The sequence below is a fragment of the Sulfitobacter sp. G5_S2_6_S6 genome (genome assembly GCF_054968505.1).
Genome location: NZ_JBQKUI010000004.1, coordinates 163,023 through 178,814, shown reverse-complemented (window position 1 = coordinate 178,814; position 15,792 = coordinate 163,023). Strand labels below are relative to the sequence as shown.

The following is a 15,792-nucleotide window of genomic DNA, read 5'->3' as shown; positions in this document are numbered from 1 at the left end:
GAGCGCGCGATATGGTATGGCAACGGTTGGGGCGAACAGGATGGATCGGCACGGCGGCTGTGGTCGCCGCGCTGGCCGCCTGCACCCCGCAGCCCCCTGTTGAACCGACGCTGAAACCCATCGCGCGCCCCGACACGCCGCCGGCCCCGCCCCCCGTGGTGGCCAAGCCCACGTCGCAAAAAAGCGCCAAGCTGCGCAGCTATTTCAACCAGGTGCAGCAGGCCCAGTTGAGCCAAGGGTTGCTGCGCCGGGATGGTGGGGGGCAGGACACGCCCTTCACCGCCGACATGCTGGTGCGCAACTTTGAACAGATCGCTTTTTACAACGAATATAACGCCACCCTGACCGGACGGGGCGATAAGACCCCCATGCGCCGCTGGGAACGCCCCGTCCGGATGGAGGTCGTCTTTGGCGACAGCGTTCCCCCGTCCGAACGTGACCGCGATGCGGCCTCGATCCGCGACTATGCCACCCGCCTCGCAGCCACGACGCAGCATTCCATCACCGTGGGCGGCAAGCCGAACTTTATGGTGATTATCGCGGGCGAGGATGACCGCCCCGCCGCCCTTGCCCAAGCCGCCGAACGCATCCCCGGTGTGACCGCCGAAAGCCTTGCCGCGCTCAGCGATCTGCGCCGCGATACCTATTGCATCGTCGCCGCCTATGCCGGTGGCGCGGACCCAAGCACCTATACCGCTGCCGTCGCCGTCATCCGTGCCGAGAACCCCTCGCTTATGCGGCTGTCGTGTATCCATGAAGAACTTGCGCAGGGCCTTGGCCTTGCCAACGACAGCCCCACCGCGCGCCCGTCGATCTTTAACGATGACGATGAATTCGCGCTGCTCACCCGTCACGACGAGCTGCTGCTGAAAATGCTCTATGACCCGCGCTTGCACGCCGGCATGACCGCCGAAGAGGCGACCCCCGTGGCTCGCAAGATCGCGCTCGAACTGATCGGCGGGCCCGTTTAACCCGCCACTGACCTCCCCCGAAAGGACCAAGACATGGGTATTCTCGATTTTCTCTCTGGCCAATTCATCGACGTTATCCATTGGACGGACGACACCCGCGACACGATGGTGTCCCGGTTCGAGCGCGAAGGCCACGAGATCAAATACGGGGCCAAGCTGACGGTCCGCGAAGGGCAAGCCGCGGTCTTTGTCCACGAAGGTCAGCTGGCGGATGTGTTCACGCCCGGCCTTTATATGCTTGAAACCAACAACATGCCGATCATGACATCGCTGCAGCATTGGGATCACGGCTTCAAAAGCCCCTTCAAATCCGAGATCTATTTCGTCAACACCACCCGTTTCAACGATCTGAAATGGGGCACCAAGAACCCGATCATCGTGCGCGACCCCGAGTTCGGCCCCGTGCGCCTGCGTTCATATGGCACCTACTCTGTCAAAGTGTCGGACCCCGCGCGGTTCCTGACCGAAATCGTGGGCACCGATGGTGAATTCACCATGGACGAGATCAGCTATCAGATCCGCAATATCATCGTGCAGGAATTCTCGCGCAGCATCGCGCTGTCCAATATTCCGGTCATGGATATGGCCGCCAATACCCGTGAACTAGGCAAACTGGTGAGCACCGAAATCTCGGCCACCATTGCAGAATACGGGCTGACCATCCCCGAACTTTATATCGAAAACATCTCGCTCCCCCCCGCCGTGGAGGAGGTGATGGACAAACGGTCGTCGATGGGGGTGATCGGGGATTTGAACAAGTTCACGCAGTTCCAGGCGGCAGAGGCATTGGGCCGCGAGGGCGCTGCGGGCGCAGCAATGCAGACCGGTCTGGGCGCCGGATTGGGCATGCAGATGGGCCAAGCTGCCGCCGCGCAGGCAGGCCCGTGGGGCCCGCGCCCCGCGGCTGCGGCCCCCGCTGCACAGACGCCCCCGCCCCCGCCGCAACCTGAAAAGGTCTGGCATCTGGCAGAGAACGGCCAGACCAAGGGCCCGTTTTCAAAGGCCGCATTGGGCCGCATGGCCACGGATGGCGGGTTGACCCGCGAGACCTATGTCTGGACCCCCGGTCAGGATGGCTGGCTCAAAGCAGACGATGTGGCCGAGCTGGCGCAGCTCTTTACCGTGCTGCCGCCCCCGCCGCCTCCTGCGTAAGGCTCTGTGAAACTTGGAACGGGCAAGGCGCGTGTCTAGGCTATGACCCCACGCCGTCGCCCCTTGCTGCCCCACCGTCGGACCCTGATGAAGCTTTTGCATTGGGGCATGGTGCCGCTGTTTATCTGGTTCCTGCTGGTGCAGCCGGCGGATGTGGCGCGGATCGGGCCTGCGGCGGTGCGGTTCCATTCGGTCATGGGCTTGGTCTTTGTCAGCGCGGCACTGCTGTGGTGGGTGTCCTACATGCGACGCGGCCTGCTGGGGCGCCCCGGCCCCAAGCTTGCGGGCTGGGCCCGTTGGCTGCATCCGGTGCTGCATAAGACCCTGATCTGGGGTATCTTTGGCGTCGCCCTCACAGGGCTGCTGATCGGGGTGACCTCGACCGTGCAGCTTTGGGCCGGTGGGATTGTCCCGATTGCCGTGCCCCTTGATATGCCGCGCGCCAACGACCTCGTCGGGCTGATCCACAGCATCGAATTCTACGCTCTTGCAGGCCTCGCGCTGGCCCATGCCGCATTTCACATCTGGCGTCACCTTCGCCTGCGCGACAACGCCCTGCGCATCATGGCCCCTAAAGTGCTGCACCGTTTTTTGTGACCCTGCTCTGGCGGCAGGGGGCGCACTGCCCTATGTCTGGGGCAGGCCTGACCAAAGGACAGCTCTATGCCCGCCAGCACCGGCTTTGACGACCCCGACCTGCCCCCCACACCGACCGAGGAACACCGGTTCCCCTGTGACACCTGCGGGTCCGATCTGCGGTTTGATCCCGAAAGATATCTGCTGGTCTGCGACCACTGCGGCAATACCGAAGAGATTTCAGGCACACGCGGCGTGCATAACCCGATCGCCGAGCTGGATTTCCAGGCCGCACTGGCCAGCGCTCTCCCCCAATCGCAGATGGAGGATACACGGGTCACAACCTGCCCCAACTGCGCCGCACAGGTAGAGTTCGACCCCGGCAAACACGCCACCGAATGTCCGTTCTGCGCGACCCCTGTTGTGATCGATACAGGGGTGAACCGCCATATCAAACCCCGTGCCGTGCTGCCCTTTGGCCTGACCGAGGATACAGCACGCGATGCCATGACCGACTGGCTGGGCAGCCTGTGGTTTGCCCCCAATGGCCTGCAGGAATACGCGCGCAAGGGCCGCAAGATGCAAGGCATCTATGTGCCCTACTGGACCTATGACGCCGACACGCGCTCCAGCTATTCGGGCGAAAGGGGCACGGTCTATTACGTCACCCAGACCGTCATGCGCGACGGCAAACGGGTGCAGCAGCAGGTGCCGAAAATCCGCTGGCGGGCGACCTCGGGTCGGGTGGCGCGGTTCTTTGATGATGTGCTGGTACTGGCGTCGAAATCGCTTCCCAAACGGTTCACCGATGCGTTGGCCCCGTGGGATCTGGCGGCCCTTGAACCCTATGCCCCGGAATACCTCGCCGGCTTTCGCGCCGAAGCCTATGCGGTGACGCTTGATGAAGGCTATGCGCAGGCACGCGAGGTGATGGACGCGATGATCCAGCGCGATGTGCGTTTTGATATCGGCGGCGACCGTCAGCGCATCCACAATATCCAGACGCAGGTCAGCGATGTGACATTCAAACATATCCTGCTGCCGGTCTGGCTGGCAGCTTACAAGTACCGCGGCAAGACCTATCGTTTTGTGGTCAACGGCCGCACCGGCAGCGTACAGGGCGAACGCCCCTATTCCGCTGTGAAAATCACCTTTGCCGTGATCCTTGGCCTGATTGTCGCCGGGGTCTTTGGCTATTTTATGGCGCTCCAGAAATGACCCAGATCGATACATTCACCGACATCCTGCGCGCGCGTTCTTCGTGCCGCGCCTTTCGCCCCGATCCGGTCGACGACGCGCTCATCACCCGTATCGTCGACGCAGCGCGCCACGTGCCGTCGTGGTGCAATGCGCAGCCTTGGCAGCTGACCATCACCAAAGGGGCCGCGACCGACCGCTTCCGCGACGCTTTGGCGCTAGAGATTGCGAAGGGCACACCCCCCGCCCCCGATCTGGACTGGCCGGCCTCTTACAGCGGCGTCTACGGCGACCGGCGGCGGAGCTGCGGGTTCCAGCTTTATGACGCCGTCGGGATCGAGAAATCGGACCATGCGGGCCGCATGGCGCAGATGATGCGGAACTATGCCTTGTTTGACGCGCCCCATGTGGCGATCGTGACCTCCCCGGCTGAGCTTGGGGCTTACGGGGCGATGGACAGCGGCGGCTTTGTCACGGCCTTTACGCTGGCGGCCACAGCGCTTGGGGTGGCCACCATCGCCCAGGCCGCTATCGCTGCCTATGCGCCCACCGTGCGACAGCATTTCGACCTGCCGCAAGACCGCCTGATCCTTTGCGCGATTTCCTTTGGCTATGCGGATGACGCGGCACCGATCAACCGGTTCCGCACGCAGCGGGCCACCCCTGAAGACATCATCGATTGGAAATCCTGATATGCGCGCACTGCTACAACGCGTCAGCAACGCCTCCGTCACTGTCGATGGCCAGATCATCGGTCAAATCGACCACGGGCTGCTGATCTTCGTCTGCGCCATGCCCGACGATACACATGCGACCGCGCAAGGACTTGCACAAAAGATCGCCAAGCTACGTCTGTTCAAGGATGATGCTGGCAAAATGAACCGCAGCCTGCCGGATACGGGCGGCAGCGCGCTGATTGTCAGCCAGTTCACCCTTGCCGCCGATACCTCCCGTGGGACCCGCCCCGGTTTCTCGCGCGCCGCCAAGCCCGATCAGGCAAAAACGCTGTACGAAGATTTCATCGCCTGCGTCGACGCCCTTGGCATTCATGTCCAAACCGGTTCATTCGGGGCCGATATGTCCGTCGCGCTCACCAACGACGGCCCCGTCACCCTCTGGCTCGACACAGAAAACCCCTGATCTTCCAAATGGAAAAAATCCTCGGGGGGTCAGGGGGGCAGACAGCCCCCCTTGCCAAGCCTACGGCTCCCGAAACGCCTCTTTCGACTTGTAAAGCGGCTTCAACAGATACTGCAAAACCGTCTTTGACCCTGTGTGCAACTCCACGCTTGCCTGCATGCCGGGTCGGATCTGCAAAGACGCCTGCCGCGGGGTGAGGTGTTCTGTGTCCACCTGCAACGTGACCTTATAGTGCGGATCCCCATCCGGCGCGCGGGATCGTTCGTCCTTGAACGTATCGGCCGAGATCAATTTGACCGTGCCCTTCAACGTGCCATAGATCGTATAGTCATAGGCCGACAGCTTGACCGTCGCCTCTTGGCCGGGGCGCACGCCGGCGATGTCTTCGGGCTTGACGCGGGCCTCGACGAACAGCTCTTCATCCAGCGGGATGATCTGCAAAATCTCCTCGCCCGGGCGCACGACGCCGCCGATGGTGGTCACGCTCAGGTTGTTGACGATGCCGCGCAGGGGGCTGACCAGGACGGTGCGGTTCAACTGGTCTGTGCTCGCCTTGAGGTTCTGTTTCAGCGTCGCCAGTTCCTTGAGCACATCGGAATATTCCTGCGCACGCTCCAGCTCTGTGCCGGTGACGATCTCGTCCAGCTTGATCCGCGCATCCGCATGGGTCTTGCGCGCGCGCGTCACCTCGATCAGCGAAACGATCTTTTTCTTGAGCATATTCTCAAGCAGCTCACGCTCTTTCAACGCCTCGGTCAGTACCCGCCCCGCCCCTTCGGAGCGCGAGACAAAGTCCGATTGCCGCGCTTTCAGCAATGCCCGTTCAGAGGCGACGATATCGGGCGTGCGCGTGGCATAGGCGTCGGGCACGTCAAAGTCGTACTGCCCGGCCAGCTCTGCCTCCAGACGCAGACGGCGGATTTCAAAGGCGCTGATCTGGTCGCGCAGGTCGTCCACGGCAGATTGGAACTGGGTACCATGCAGACGGGCCAACACGTCGCCCTTCTCCACATGATCGCCCTCGCCCACGGCAAGTTCTGCCAGAATACCACCTTCGAGGTTCTGGATAATCTGGGGTCGCGAGCTGGAAATCATCGACCCTTCGGCACGCACGATTTCGTCGACCCATGCAAAGGCAGCCCACAGCAGGAAGACCAGCACGGACGCGCCGCAGAGCCAGATCACCATGGACGGCCCGCGCATCTGCCCCGTCATCTGCGCGCCCAGTGGCGTGGTGCTGAGACTGCTCATGCGACGTGCCCCTTCTGTCCCGCCAGATGGGCAAGCACTTTTTCCTTGGGCCCGTCGATGGTCATGCGGCCATCCTGCAGCACCAGCGTGCGTTCAGTCAGCGCAAGGATCGGGGCGCGGTGGGTCGCGATGATCGCGGTGCGCCCTGCCATCCAGCTTTGCAACCGCGAGACCAGCGTTGCCTCCAACCTTTGGTCCAGCGCTGCTGTGGGTTCGTCCAGCAGGCAGATCGCCGGATCCTGCAACCACAGGCGCGCCCAACCGATGGATTGACGCTGCCCGATGGACAGGCCGGCGCCCGCGTCCTTGATCTCTAGGTCCAGCCCCTTGTGGTGGTTGCGCACGAAAGGCCCCAGACCTGCGAAATCAAGGGCGGCGTGGAGGCGGTCGTCGTCGCGTTCCAGCATGGTGAGGTTCAGGTTGTCGCGCAGCGTGCCCGAGAACAGGCGCACGTCCTGTCCCAGATAGCCGATCAGCCGGCGCAGGTCGCGCGGCTCGATCTGGCCCAGCTCTGTGCCGTCCACCAGAATGCGCCCTTCGGTCGGGGCATAAAGCCCGCTGAGCATCTTCAGCAATGTCGATTTGCCCGATCCATTGGCCCCCAGCACGGCGACATGCTGCCCCGGCTGGATCAACATGGCTTTGATGTCCACCGTCGGGGCACCGTCATCCTCGTAGCGGAAGATCACGTCGCGCAGTTCGAACTGGCCTTTCAGCTTTTCCCGGCGCAGATAGGTGCGCGCCTCTGCAGTGTCCTGCGGCGCGGCGACAATCGCGTCGAGCCCGTCAAGCGCGCCTTTGACATTGCCCCACCGCGCCATCGTGCCCGACAGCTGCGTCAGCGGACCCAGCGTCCGGCCCGTCAGGATACCGACCGCGATGATCGACCCCACGGTAAATTCCCCCGCAAACACCAGATAGGTGCCCACGATGACCGCCGCGACATAGGTGGCCTGCTGAACACCTTGGCTCCAGAACGTGAGGAAGGACGCGAGCTTGCGTTGTTCTGACGATTTGACGGACGACAGGGTGTTCAGCTCGGTCCACAGGCGCAGCACGCGGTCCTCTGCCCTTTGGGTCTTGACCGTATCAAGCTCGAATATCGCCTCGTGCAGCAGCCGCGAGGATTTGGTCGACGCGCCTTGGGTCTCCTGCGTCAGTTGGATCGCTTTCTTTTGCAGAAAGAACCCCGGCACAAGCATCAGGATACCGCCAAGCACCAGCACCCAGACGACATTCCCCGCAATGCTGGCCACGAGGAAGAGGAACACGAAGATAAAGGGGATATCCGCGATCGTGCCAATGGTCGACGCGGTAAAGAATTCACGCACCGATCCGAATTCGCGCATCGCGGAAAACAGCTGGTTTGGGGCGTGGCCGCGCGTGTCGGACCGCATCCCCAGCAACCGGCGCATCAGGATGTCCTGCACCGACAGCTCGATCTGCCGCCCTGCCCCATCCATCAAACGCGCCCGCGCCATCTTGAGGAAAGCTTCCATCAGCAACGCGAGCCCCGCACCGGCGGCGAGCACCCAAAGCGTCGCTTCGGACTGATGCGGGATCACGCGGTCATAGACCTGCAAGGAAAACAGCGCCACAGCGACGGCTAGCAGGTTCGCCACAAACGACCCCGTCGCAACCTCTATCAGCTGGCGACGAAAGCGCGGGAACTGCCCCCAGAACCAATGCGCAGGTGCGCCATCGGTCTTATGGGTTTCGGCCACCGTTTTCAGCGAGGCTTCGGCCCGCAGGATCAGCCCCGCAAAGAAGGGTTTGAAATCGCTGATCGGCACCATCGCGCGATTGTCGGTGCACGTCGTGTCATACAGGATCAGATCACCACGCTGCTGCCCCATGACAAGCAAGACCTGCCCCGAGGTCATATAGGCAAGCGCAGGCCACATATCCTTAGAGATCCCCCGCGCACGGCTGACTTGTGTCACCAGCCCTGCGCTTTCCATCCCGCGGGCCAGTGCTTCGGCCTCTGCCTGCGGATCATTGCCCTGCAAGGGGGCCGTGGCGACGATTTCAAAGATGTCGCGTGGCGCGGTGGTGACGCCCAGCAGTCCGGCATAGGTCGCGGCCAGTTTTGCCCGCGCCATCAGACGGTCTTCGGGGCGGTTGGCGTTCTCTGCCTTGGGCCGGGCTGCATCCGCCGCCGCCATCCGACCCTGATTGCCGTTGGTGATTGTCAGCGTAAAGGTCGGCTTCTGGGTCAAATCGCGCTCCCGTCCGCCAACACGCCCTGTATCTGCGCCATCTCGATCTTCAGACGCACGGCCTCGTACTTGAGGGTGATCTGCGACTGCTGCTGACGCGCATAGGTCTCGTAGACGCCGACGACATCCATGACCTGACGCTGACCGGCGTCATATTGTTCCTGAAACAGGTCGAGGTTGCGTTTGGCCTGTGCCGCAAGGGTCGCGGCCTCGGCAGCCTGACGGGTCTTGGCGGCAAGCTGTTTTTCCAGACGGCGCAGCACGCGGTTGGCATCCTCGACCGATTGCCGGACCTTGCGGGTCGCGGTTTCCTCGGCCATGGCCGACGCATCAAGCGAGGCTTTTGTGCCCAGACCCAGCAGCTGATCCGATTCAAGGGTCAGCCCTGCGCCGCCCCCTTCACCGATGGTCGCACCCGCCGACAGCCCCGGCAGCAATCCGGCGCGTTCCACCTTGGCGGCGGCGATGGCGCGGGTCTTTTCGGCCTCGGCACGCACAACGGACAAAGGCGCACCGGCAAAGCTGTTCACGGGCACTTCGGGCAAGCCGTGCAGCGTATCCAGCGGGCGGATCGACATGGCGTTCAGCTCGGACATCGACGTGGCTTCGCGTTCGACGGAGGCATCAAGCGTGGCGCGGATTTCAAGGAGCTTCTGGCGCAGGATCGTCAGGTCGGACACATCGGACACGCCGCCTTTGACCCGTTCCTGCATCACCCATTCGAAATGCGTCATATCCTTAAGCGCGACACGGTTCAGCGCGGCGGTATCGCGCGCCTCGATCGCATTGGTATAGAGCTTCAGCGCAGTCGCCACGCGGTCGTTCGTATCTTGCGCCAGCGACACGGCAGCGACCTCGACATCGGCCACGGCAAAGGCGCGTTCACCCGCACGGCGGCCATTGTCAAACAGCACCTGATCCACCACCAGATTGGCCGCCAGCGACCCCAAGGATGTCAGGCTGACCTGCGGCCCGATCTTGGGCAACCAGTTCTTGCTTGCCGCTTCCGAGCGGAGGGTGGCGGCGCGCAGCTCTGCTTCGGCGGTACGGCTGTTGGCGGCCAACACGGCAGAGGCCACCTGATCCGACACGGTGTCATCCGGCAGAACAGAAGACCGCAGCGCCAGACCCTGAATGATCTGGCTGTCTGCGGTGATTTTTTCGGCGTAGGTGGGTTTGATCGCCTGCGAGGCATCGGGGGTGCGGAACCGGGTAACGATGTCAGATTGCATCAGGTCACCGGGCACCATGCCGCTGCCGAAATCCGACATGCAGCCGGATAGGGCCAGCGCTGCTGCGCACATGCCCCCTGCCCGTTTTACACTCTGCCTCATTATCCTGCCCTTAACGTGCCGGTTTTTTTATTCTGGAAACGCCTGCGGTCGTTGCCGCCTGCGTGTGCCAACCGCGCCCCCTTGAACAGAGGGCGCGGTGCAATCTTTAGACGATGACGTTGATATCGTTGTCGATCATCAGCGTGGCTTCGTCGCCCAGTGTATAGATGTCATAGGTTTGATCCCCACGCACCTCTGAACCGCCACGTACCGCGCCTGTGATCGTCACGGTGTCGTCGTTATGCCCGTCGATGATCAGTTCGTTCGTATTGCTCGACAGGTTGACCAGCGCGGTTTCCGTGATCGTCAGATGCGCCTCTTCGGCGAACTGGAGATCAACGGTTTCGATGTTGTAGTTTCCCAGGTTCGGGTTGGTCAGGGTCAACTGCGTGTTCGCCGCTTCATCATCCAGCGCCAGATACGTGCCGGAAAAGTTTCCCGCAGCGTCCGTGGCCGTGACAATCAGGTCGGACCCGTCTGGCACATTGCTTTCGAACTGGAAGTTACGCTCGCCAATGGCGTCGATGTCAAAGCTGGTCGATTCCACTTCCGAGATGGAGCGGTCTGCGTTCACCTGATGCACCTCAAGCGTATCGGGGCTGATCTCGGTCGAGATGCCACGGATACCGTCGCCGTCGCGGGTATAGGACGCGATGACGGGGCCTTCGGGCGCATAGGTATCGATTGCGAGCGTGTCGGTGATCGACGCGATGTTGCCCACATGGTCCGTCGCGGTGACAGAGATGTCGGCATCATAGGTGCCCTGACGGATTTCCGAAGGCGGGATCGTGACCGACCAGTTGCCCGCGCCGTCCACAAACGCGGTGTAGTTGGTGCCGTCAAAGTTGACCACAACGCTAGATCCCGCTTCGACCTGACCGTTCAGATCAATGCCGGTCTGGGCTTCGCGTGCGCTGACCACAGCGTCGCTGCCGCCCGCTTGGTTCATGTCGAGCGGATCCACGACCGTGTCGATCAGCACCGCGTGGCTTGCCGTGGCAGAGTTGCCCGCGGCATCCGTCGCCTTGACCGAAACGGTGGTGTTGATCGTGCCCTCGGGCACTTGACCCGGCGCAAAGGTGACGGACCAGTTGCCATTCGCATCCACCGCGCCGTTCACCGATGCCGCGCCAAGCGACACGACCACGGACGAGCCGATTTCAGAGGTGCCGGTGACCAGAACGCCGCCATTCGCCAGACGCTCTGCCCCGCTCACGATGTCATCGCCTTCGACGGTGTTCAGCGACAGATTGTCGACGCGGGTGTCCACGCGCACGCTGTCAGAGGCGCTGCGGCTGTTGCCCGCCGCGTCGGTCGTGGTTGCGGTGATGTCGGCGGTATAAACGCCTTGGGCAACTTCGCCCGCGGCGTAATAGGCAGTCCACTGACCGTTCCCATTTGCCACAACCGTATGGGTAACACCCGCCAGCGTGACCTGCACAACGGTGCCCGCATCGGCGGTGCCCGAGATCGCCACACCGTCGCTTGCCTCGGCCGCGTTCACCACGTCGTCGCCCTCAACGGGCAGCGGGCTGATGGTCAGCGAACCGGCTTCGGTATCGACTGATACAGACTGCGATACGCTATCAACGTTACCTGCCGCGTCGGTGGCGGTGGCGGTCATTGTGCTGGTGTAGGTGCCTGCGGGGATGTCGCTGGGGGCGAAGCTGACGGTCCATGTGCCGTCCGCCGCAACCGTGGCCGCACGCGACACTTGGCCAAGCTGGACCATAACAGTCGAGCCGGGTTCAACTGTGCCGGTCATCACGATGCCCTGCGCCGCCTCTGCCGCGTTCACGACCCCGTCGCTGCCGCCGGTCTGGCCGGTGAAGGCAAGGTTGTTGACCAAAGTATCGACATCGACTTGGCCGGTTGCGGTGGCCGTGTTGCCCGCCGCATCGGTCGCGACTGCGGTCACTGTCGCCGTCGTCTCGCCCGTCGGAATTTCGGAGGCCGCGAAATCCGCGGACCAGTTGCCGTTTGCGTCAACCACCGCGTCACGGGTCACACCCCCAAAGGTGACCTGAACGGTCGACCCGGGCTGCGATGTGCCGGTCAGCGTCACGCCGTCGCCACGCTCTGCCGCGTTGATCACGCCGTCGACTTCGACAGTATCCGCCGCAATCGCGACTTCAGAGACGGTATCGACGACCAGCTGCTCGGTCGAGGTGGAGCTGTTGCCGAAAGCATCGGTGGTCACGATGGTGACATCGCTGACGTATTCGCCTTCGGGCAAGGTGCCCGCCTGCCATGTCGCGGACCATGTGCCGTTGTCGCCCACAGTTGCGGTGCGGGTGATGCCACCGATGGTCAGCTGCACAGTCGAACCGGGCTCCCCCGTGCCGTTCAGGGTGACACCGTTGCCAAACGATGCGGCATTATAGCTGTCGCCCACGGATTGCGTGCCCGATGTTACAGCGACGGTCGGTGCGATGGTATCAACCACCAGCGTTTCGGTGGTGGTGGAGGTATTGCCGTATTGATCGGTGGTCTTGATCAGCACCTCTGTCTCGTATTCGCCCCCCGCCAGCGTGCCGGGTTCGAATGTGACGGACCATGTGCCGTCTTCGCCGACGGTGGTGCTGCGTGTGACATCCGCGACGGTCACGTCAACGGCCGCGCCCGCTTCACCGTTCCCGGTCAGCGTGACGCCATTCGCAAAGGATTCGCCGTTAAAGAAGTCGCCGACACTCTGCGTGCCTTCGGACATGGTGACCGTGGGGGCTGTGGTGTCGATGACAAAGCTCGGCCCGTCAAGCACGATCTCATTGCCGTCCGTGGTCACGACGACTTCGGCTTCATAGGTGCCGTCGTCGGGGAAGTTATCGCCTTCGAACACGGCTTCGAATGTGCCGTCGTCACCAACTGTTGTTGTGACTTCTTTATCGCCGATGGTGACCACGACCTCGGACCCGGGCTCGCCGCCGCCAGTGACAACGACCTGCTCTACCGCGCCGTCGCCGCCGACCGTGCCGGTTGCGTCGGGTTCATTCACGAACGGAGGTGCGACCGAAGGGCTGCCGCCATTGCCGCCACCGCCGCCGCCACCGATGACAGCTGCACCACCGACAACCGCCGCACCGGCTGCTGCCGCGGCACCACCACCGCCAACGACGCCGCCCAGCAAGGGTGCCGCCAACATCGACACTTCGTCGTCACCCGCGCCCGGCATGACACCGCCCGGCACAGACGCCACATCGCTGCGGCCCAGATAGATCAGATCGTCAGAGGGGCTCCATTTGCCCCACTGCTCGGTCGGGCCGTATTGCGCATAAAGCCCGCCGCCTTCGGCCTCGACGAATGCGACTTCGTTCAGATAGCCATCCGACGAAATGAACAGGCGGTTCGCGGCACCGGTTTCGTTAAAGTAATTTTCGATGGTGATGACCGACCCGTCATTCAGCGTGAGCACAAGATCGTTGCGCGACCGCTGATGCGATTGGAAATCGGTCTGACGCAGGTTCAGCGAGATTTCCTGACCTGATGTCGCTTGGATAACATGGAAGTTTGCGTATTCCGCAACCGTGCCACGCTGCAATGCGCCCGCTTGATCGCGAACGACGAAATCTATCGTCTTCATAATATCTGCTCCACCTCGGTGCGCATTCTGCGCGCGACACCTGAGAAATTTTATGACCGCCAACGCGTTGATCGCATCGTGCAGCCGCCTGATTATGTCCGTCGTAAAAAACGAAACGTATTATTGAGGCAGAAGGTAGCCGCTTAGACACATAAAAGCCAAGGTTAAAGTGAAACGCCACATTCTTGCCTTATTTCAACAGTGCAACACGGCCACAGTTTCTACCACTGCGGGAAAGCGTTAATAATAGTTAACGTTGCCAGATAATTAACCACCTCATTTCACTCAGGAAAAATCCCCATGAGTGCCACACTGCAAGCCCGTGCAAACGGTTGACAATATTGGGCTCCCCCCTGACCTTTGCGGCATGGATACCGCCCAGAACACCCCGCTACCACTGATCGAAGACCCCGACATGGGCATCACCCTATCGGATGGGTGCCGGCTTTCCGCACGAGTCTGGCGCCCTGAAAATTCCGATACCGCGCCTGTGCCCGTGATTCTGGAATACCTCCCCTACCGCAAACGCGACGGCACCACCGCACGGGATGCGCTGACCCACCCTTGGTTTGCCGAACGCGGATATGCCTGCGTGCGGGTCGATATGCGCGGCAATGGCGACAGCTATGGCGTGATGGAGGATGAATACACCCCCCAGGAGCAGGCCGATTGCATAGAGGTGATCAACTGGCTTGCCGCGCAACCGTGGTGCAGCGGAACGGTAGGCATGATGGGCATCAGCTGGGGCGGCTTTAACGGGCTGCAGGTCGCGGCCCATGCGCCAGAGCCGCTTAAGGCGGTGATAACGCTGTGTTCCACCGTCGACCGCTTTGCCGATGACATCCACTATAAGGGCGGGTGCCTGTTGAACGAGAACCTTGGCTGGGGGGCGACGATGTGGGCCTATTCCAGCCGCGCGCCCGACCCTGCCCTGCGCCCCGACTGGCGCGAAATGTGGCTGGAGCGGCTAGAGGCAGAACCGTTTCTCCCCGCGCTTTGGCTGCGCCACCAATCGCGCGACGCCTATTGGAAGCAAGGGTCGGTGATCGAGGACTATAGCGCGCTCAAAGCCAAAGTGCTGGCGATTGGCGGCTGGGGCGATTCCTACAAGAACGCGGTCCCGCAGTTGGTTGAAGCCTTGCCCGGTGCGAAGGGGATCGTTGGGCCTTGGGTGCACAAATACCCGCATTTCGCCATTCCAGAACCTCGTATCGGCTTTCTGCAAGAGGCGCTGCGCTGGTGGGATAGGTGGCTCAAGGGGATCGACACGGGCGTCGAGGACGACCCCGATTATCGCGCGTATCTGATGGACGGCATGCGCCCTGCCACGTGGACGCATGAACGCCCCGGCCGCTGGATCACCGAACCCACAGGCGCGACATCGCATCTGCCCACCAAGACGTTGCATATGACGGATGAGGGCCTGCAAGACACCGCTGCCCCGCTGGACCGCAGCGTCGCCTCCCCCGCGCATTGCGGCGCGGATGGCGGGGAATATTGTGCGATCTGGCTTGGCCCCGAAATGCCCGGCGACCAGAGGCAAGACGATGCGCTATCGGTCTGCTTTGACAGTGGGCCCCTGGCGCAGCAGATGGATATCCTTGGCGCGCCGCGTCTGCGCCTGCGTCTGGCCTGCGACAAGCCACAGGGCCAGATCGCGGTGCGGTTGAACCATATCCACCCTGATGGGGCCTCGGCGCGGATCACCTATGGCGTGCTGAACCTGTCCCATCGCGACAGCGCCGAACATCCGCAGGCGATGGCGCCCGGCACCATGACCGACATCACGCTGGACCTTGACCACATCGCCTATCGCATCCCCAAGGGGCACCGGCTGCGGGTGTCGATCTCTACCGCCTATTGGCCCCTGCTCTGGCCTGCGCCCGAAGCGGCAGAGGTCACGCTGTCGTCAGGCCAGATCGACCTGCCGCAGCGCCCGACCAGCGGCGGGGACGAATACAGCTTTGCCCCGCCCACCTCTGCCGCCGCGTGGGAGACAGAGACACTGCGCCCCGAAAACCACATCCGCCGCCAAGAGATCGACCGCGTCACGGGCATCGTCTCTCTGATCATCGAGGATGACTTCGGCAAGCTGCGCGATGCCGATCACGGGCTGATCGCGGGCTCTGTCGCGCGGGAGGAGTGGCGCATTCACCCCGACGATCCGCTGTCCGCAAAAGGCACCTGTCACTGGACCGAAGAGCTGGAGCGGGACGACATCATCCTGCGCACAGAAACCCGGTCGCAGATGTGGTCGGACGCGACCCATTTTCATCTGACGGCCCGCCTTGAAGCGTACGAAAACGACAAATTGATCTATGAACGCGACGTGACGGAAGACATTAAGCGACACTTTATGTAACAAACTCGTC

At 62.4% G+C, this 15,792-nt stretch carries 11 protein-coding genes; 7 read left to right on the top strand and 4 right to left on the bottom strand.

Annotated elements, in window-relative coordinates; translation table 11 throughout:
• The first annotated feature begins 11 nt into the window (after positions 1 to 11).
• The 6 genes from ACTRWK_RS09125 (at position 12) to dtd (ending at position 5,036) form a co-directional block, all read left to right on the top strand.
• Entirely contained in the window at positions 12 to 971 is a 960-nt protein-coding gene (locus tag ACTRWK_RS09125; RefSeq protein ID WP_005852268.1) for a DUF2927 domain-containing protein, read from the top strand.
• 33 nt (positions 972 to 1,004) lie between these two features.
• On the top strand, positions 1,005 to 2,123 hold the full coding sequence (locus tag ACTRWK_RS09120; RefSeq protein ID WP_005852267.1) for an SPFH domain-containing protein: 1,119 nt from the start codon (positions 1,005 to 1,007) through the stop codon (positions 2,121 to 2,123).
• Positions 2,124 to 2,165: 42 nt separating this feature from the next.
• The gene (locus ACTRWK_RS09115; protein ID WP_289081901.1) at positions 2,166 to 2,720 is read left to right on the top strand and encodes a cytochrome b/b6 domain-containing protein; all 555 of its coding nucleotides are present in this window, start codon (positions 2,166 to 2,168) and stop codon (positions 2,718 to 2,720) included.
• 66 nt (positions 2,721 to 2,786) lie between these two features.
• Complete coding sequence (locus tag ACTRWK_RS09110) at positions 2,787 to 3,917, top strand: TFIIB-type zinc finger domain-containing protein (RefSeq protein WP_289081902.1); 1,131 nt, start codon at positions 2,787 to 2,789, stop codon at positions 3,915 to 3,917.
• Positions 3,914 to 4,588, top strand: coding sequence for a nitroreductase family protein (locus ACTRWK_RS09105; protein ID WP_184582660.1), 675 nt, complete (start codon positions 3,914 to 3,916; stop codon positions 4,586 to 4,588). Before ACTRWK_RS09110 ends, ACTRWK_RS09105 begins: the two co-directional genes overlap by 4 nt.
• Position 4,589: 1 nt before the next feature.
• A complete protein-coding gene (dtd, locus tag ACTRWK_RS09100; RefSeq protein WP_289081903.1) occupies positions 4,590 to 5,036 on the top strand; it encodes a D-aminoacyl-tRNA deacylase in 447 nt (148 codons plus the stop codon).
• A 60-nt stretch (positions 5,037 to 5,096) separates the two neighbouring features.
• Here dtd and ACTRWK_RS09095 read toward each other — a convergent pair whose 3' ends face one another.
• The 4 genes from ACTRWK_RS09095 to ACTRWK_RS09080 form a co-directional block, all read right to left on the bottom strand.
• Positions 5,097 to 6,287, bottom strand: a complete 1,191-nt coding sequence (locus ACTRWK_RS09095) for an HlyD family type I secretion periplasmic adaptor subunit (RefSeq protein WP_005852257.1) — start codon at positions 6,285 to 6,287, stop codon at positions 5,097 to 5,099.
• A complete protein-coding gene (locus tag ACTRWK_RS09090; RefSeq protein WP_289081904.1) occupies positions 6,284 to 8,506 on the bottom strand; it encodes an ATP-binding cassette domain-containing protein in 2,223 nt (740 codons plus the stop codon). Before ACTRWK_RS09090 ends, ACTRWK_RS09095 begins: the two co-directional genes overlap by 4 nt.
• Positions 8,503 to 9,810 carry a TolC family protein gene (locus tag ACTRWK_RS09085; RefSeq protein WP_462843916.1) on the bottom strand — a complete coding sequence of 436 codons (1,308 nt, stop codon included), beginning with the start codon at positions 9,808 to 9,810 and terminating at the stop codon, positions 8,503 to 8,505. The genes ACTRWK_RS09090 and ACTRWK_RS09085 overlap by 4 nt, the downstream gene beginning before the upstream one ends.
• Before the next feature lie 136 nt (positions 9,811 to 9,946).
• Positions 9,947 to 13,420: an Ig-like domain-containing protein gene (locus ACTRWK_RS09080; RefSeq protein ID WP_462843886.1), complete on the bottom strand. Its 3,474-nt coding sequence runs from the start codon at positions 13,418 to 13,420 to the stop codon at positions 9,947 to 9,949.
• A gap of 367 nt (positions 13,421 to 13,787) precedes the next feature.
• Between ACTRWK_RS09080 and ACTRWK_RS09075 the strand changes: the two genes are divergently transcribed.
• Complete coding sequence (locus ACTRWK_RS09075) at positions 13,788 to 15,782, top strand: CocE/NonD family hydrolase (RefSeq protein ID WP_289081907.1); 1,995 nt, start codon at positions 13,788 to 13,790, stop codon at positions 15,780 to 15,782.
• Positions 15,783 to 15,792: the final 10 nt, after the last annotated feature.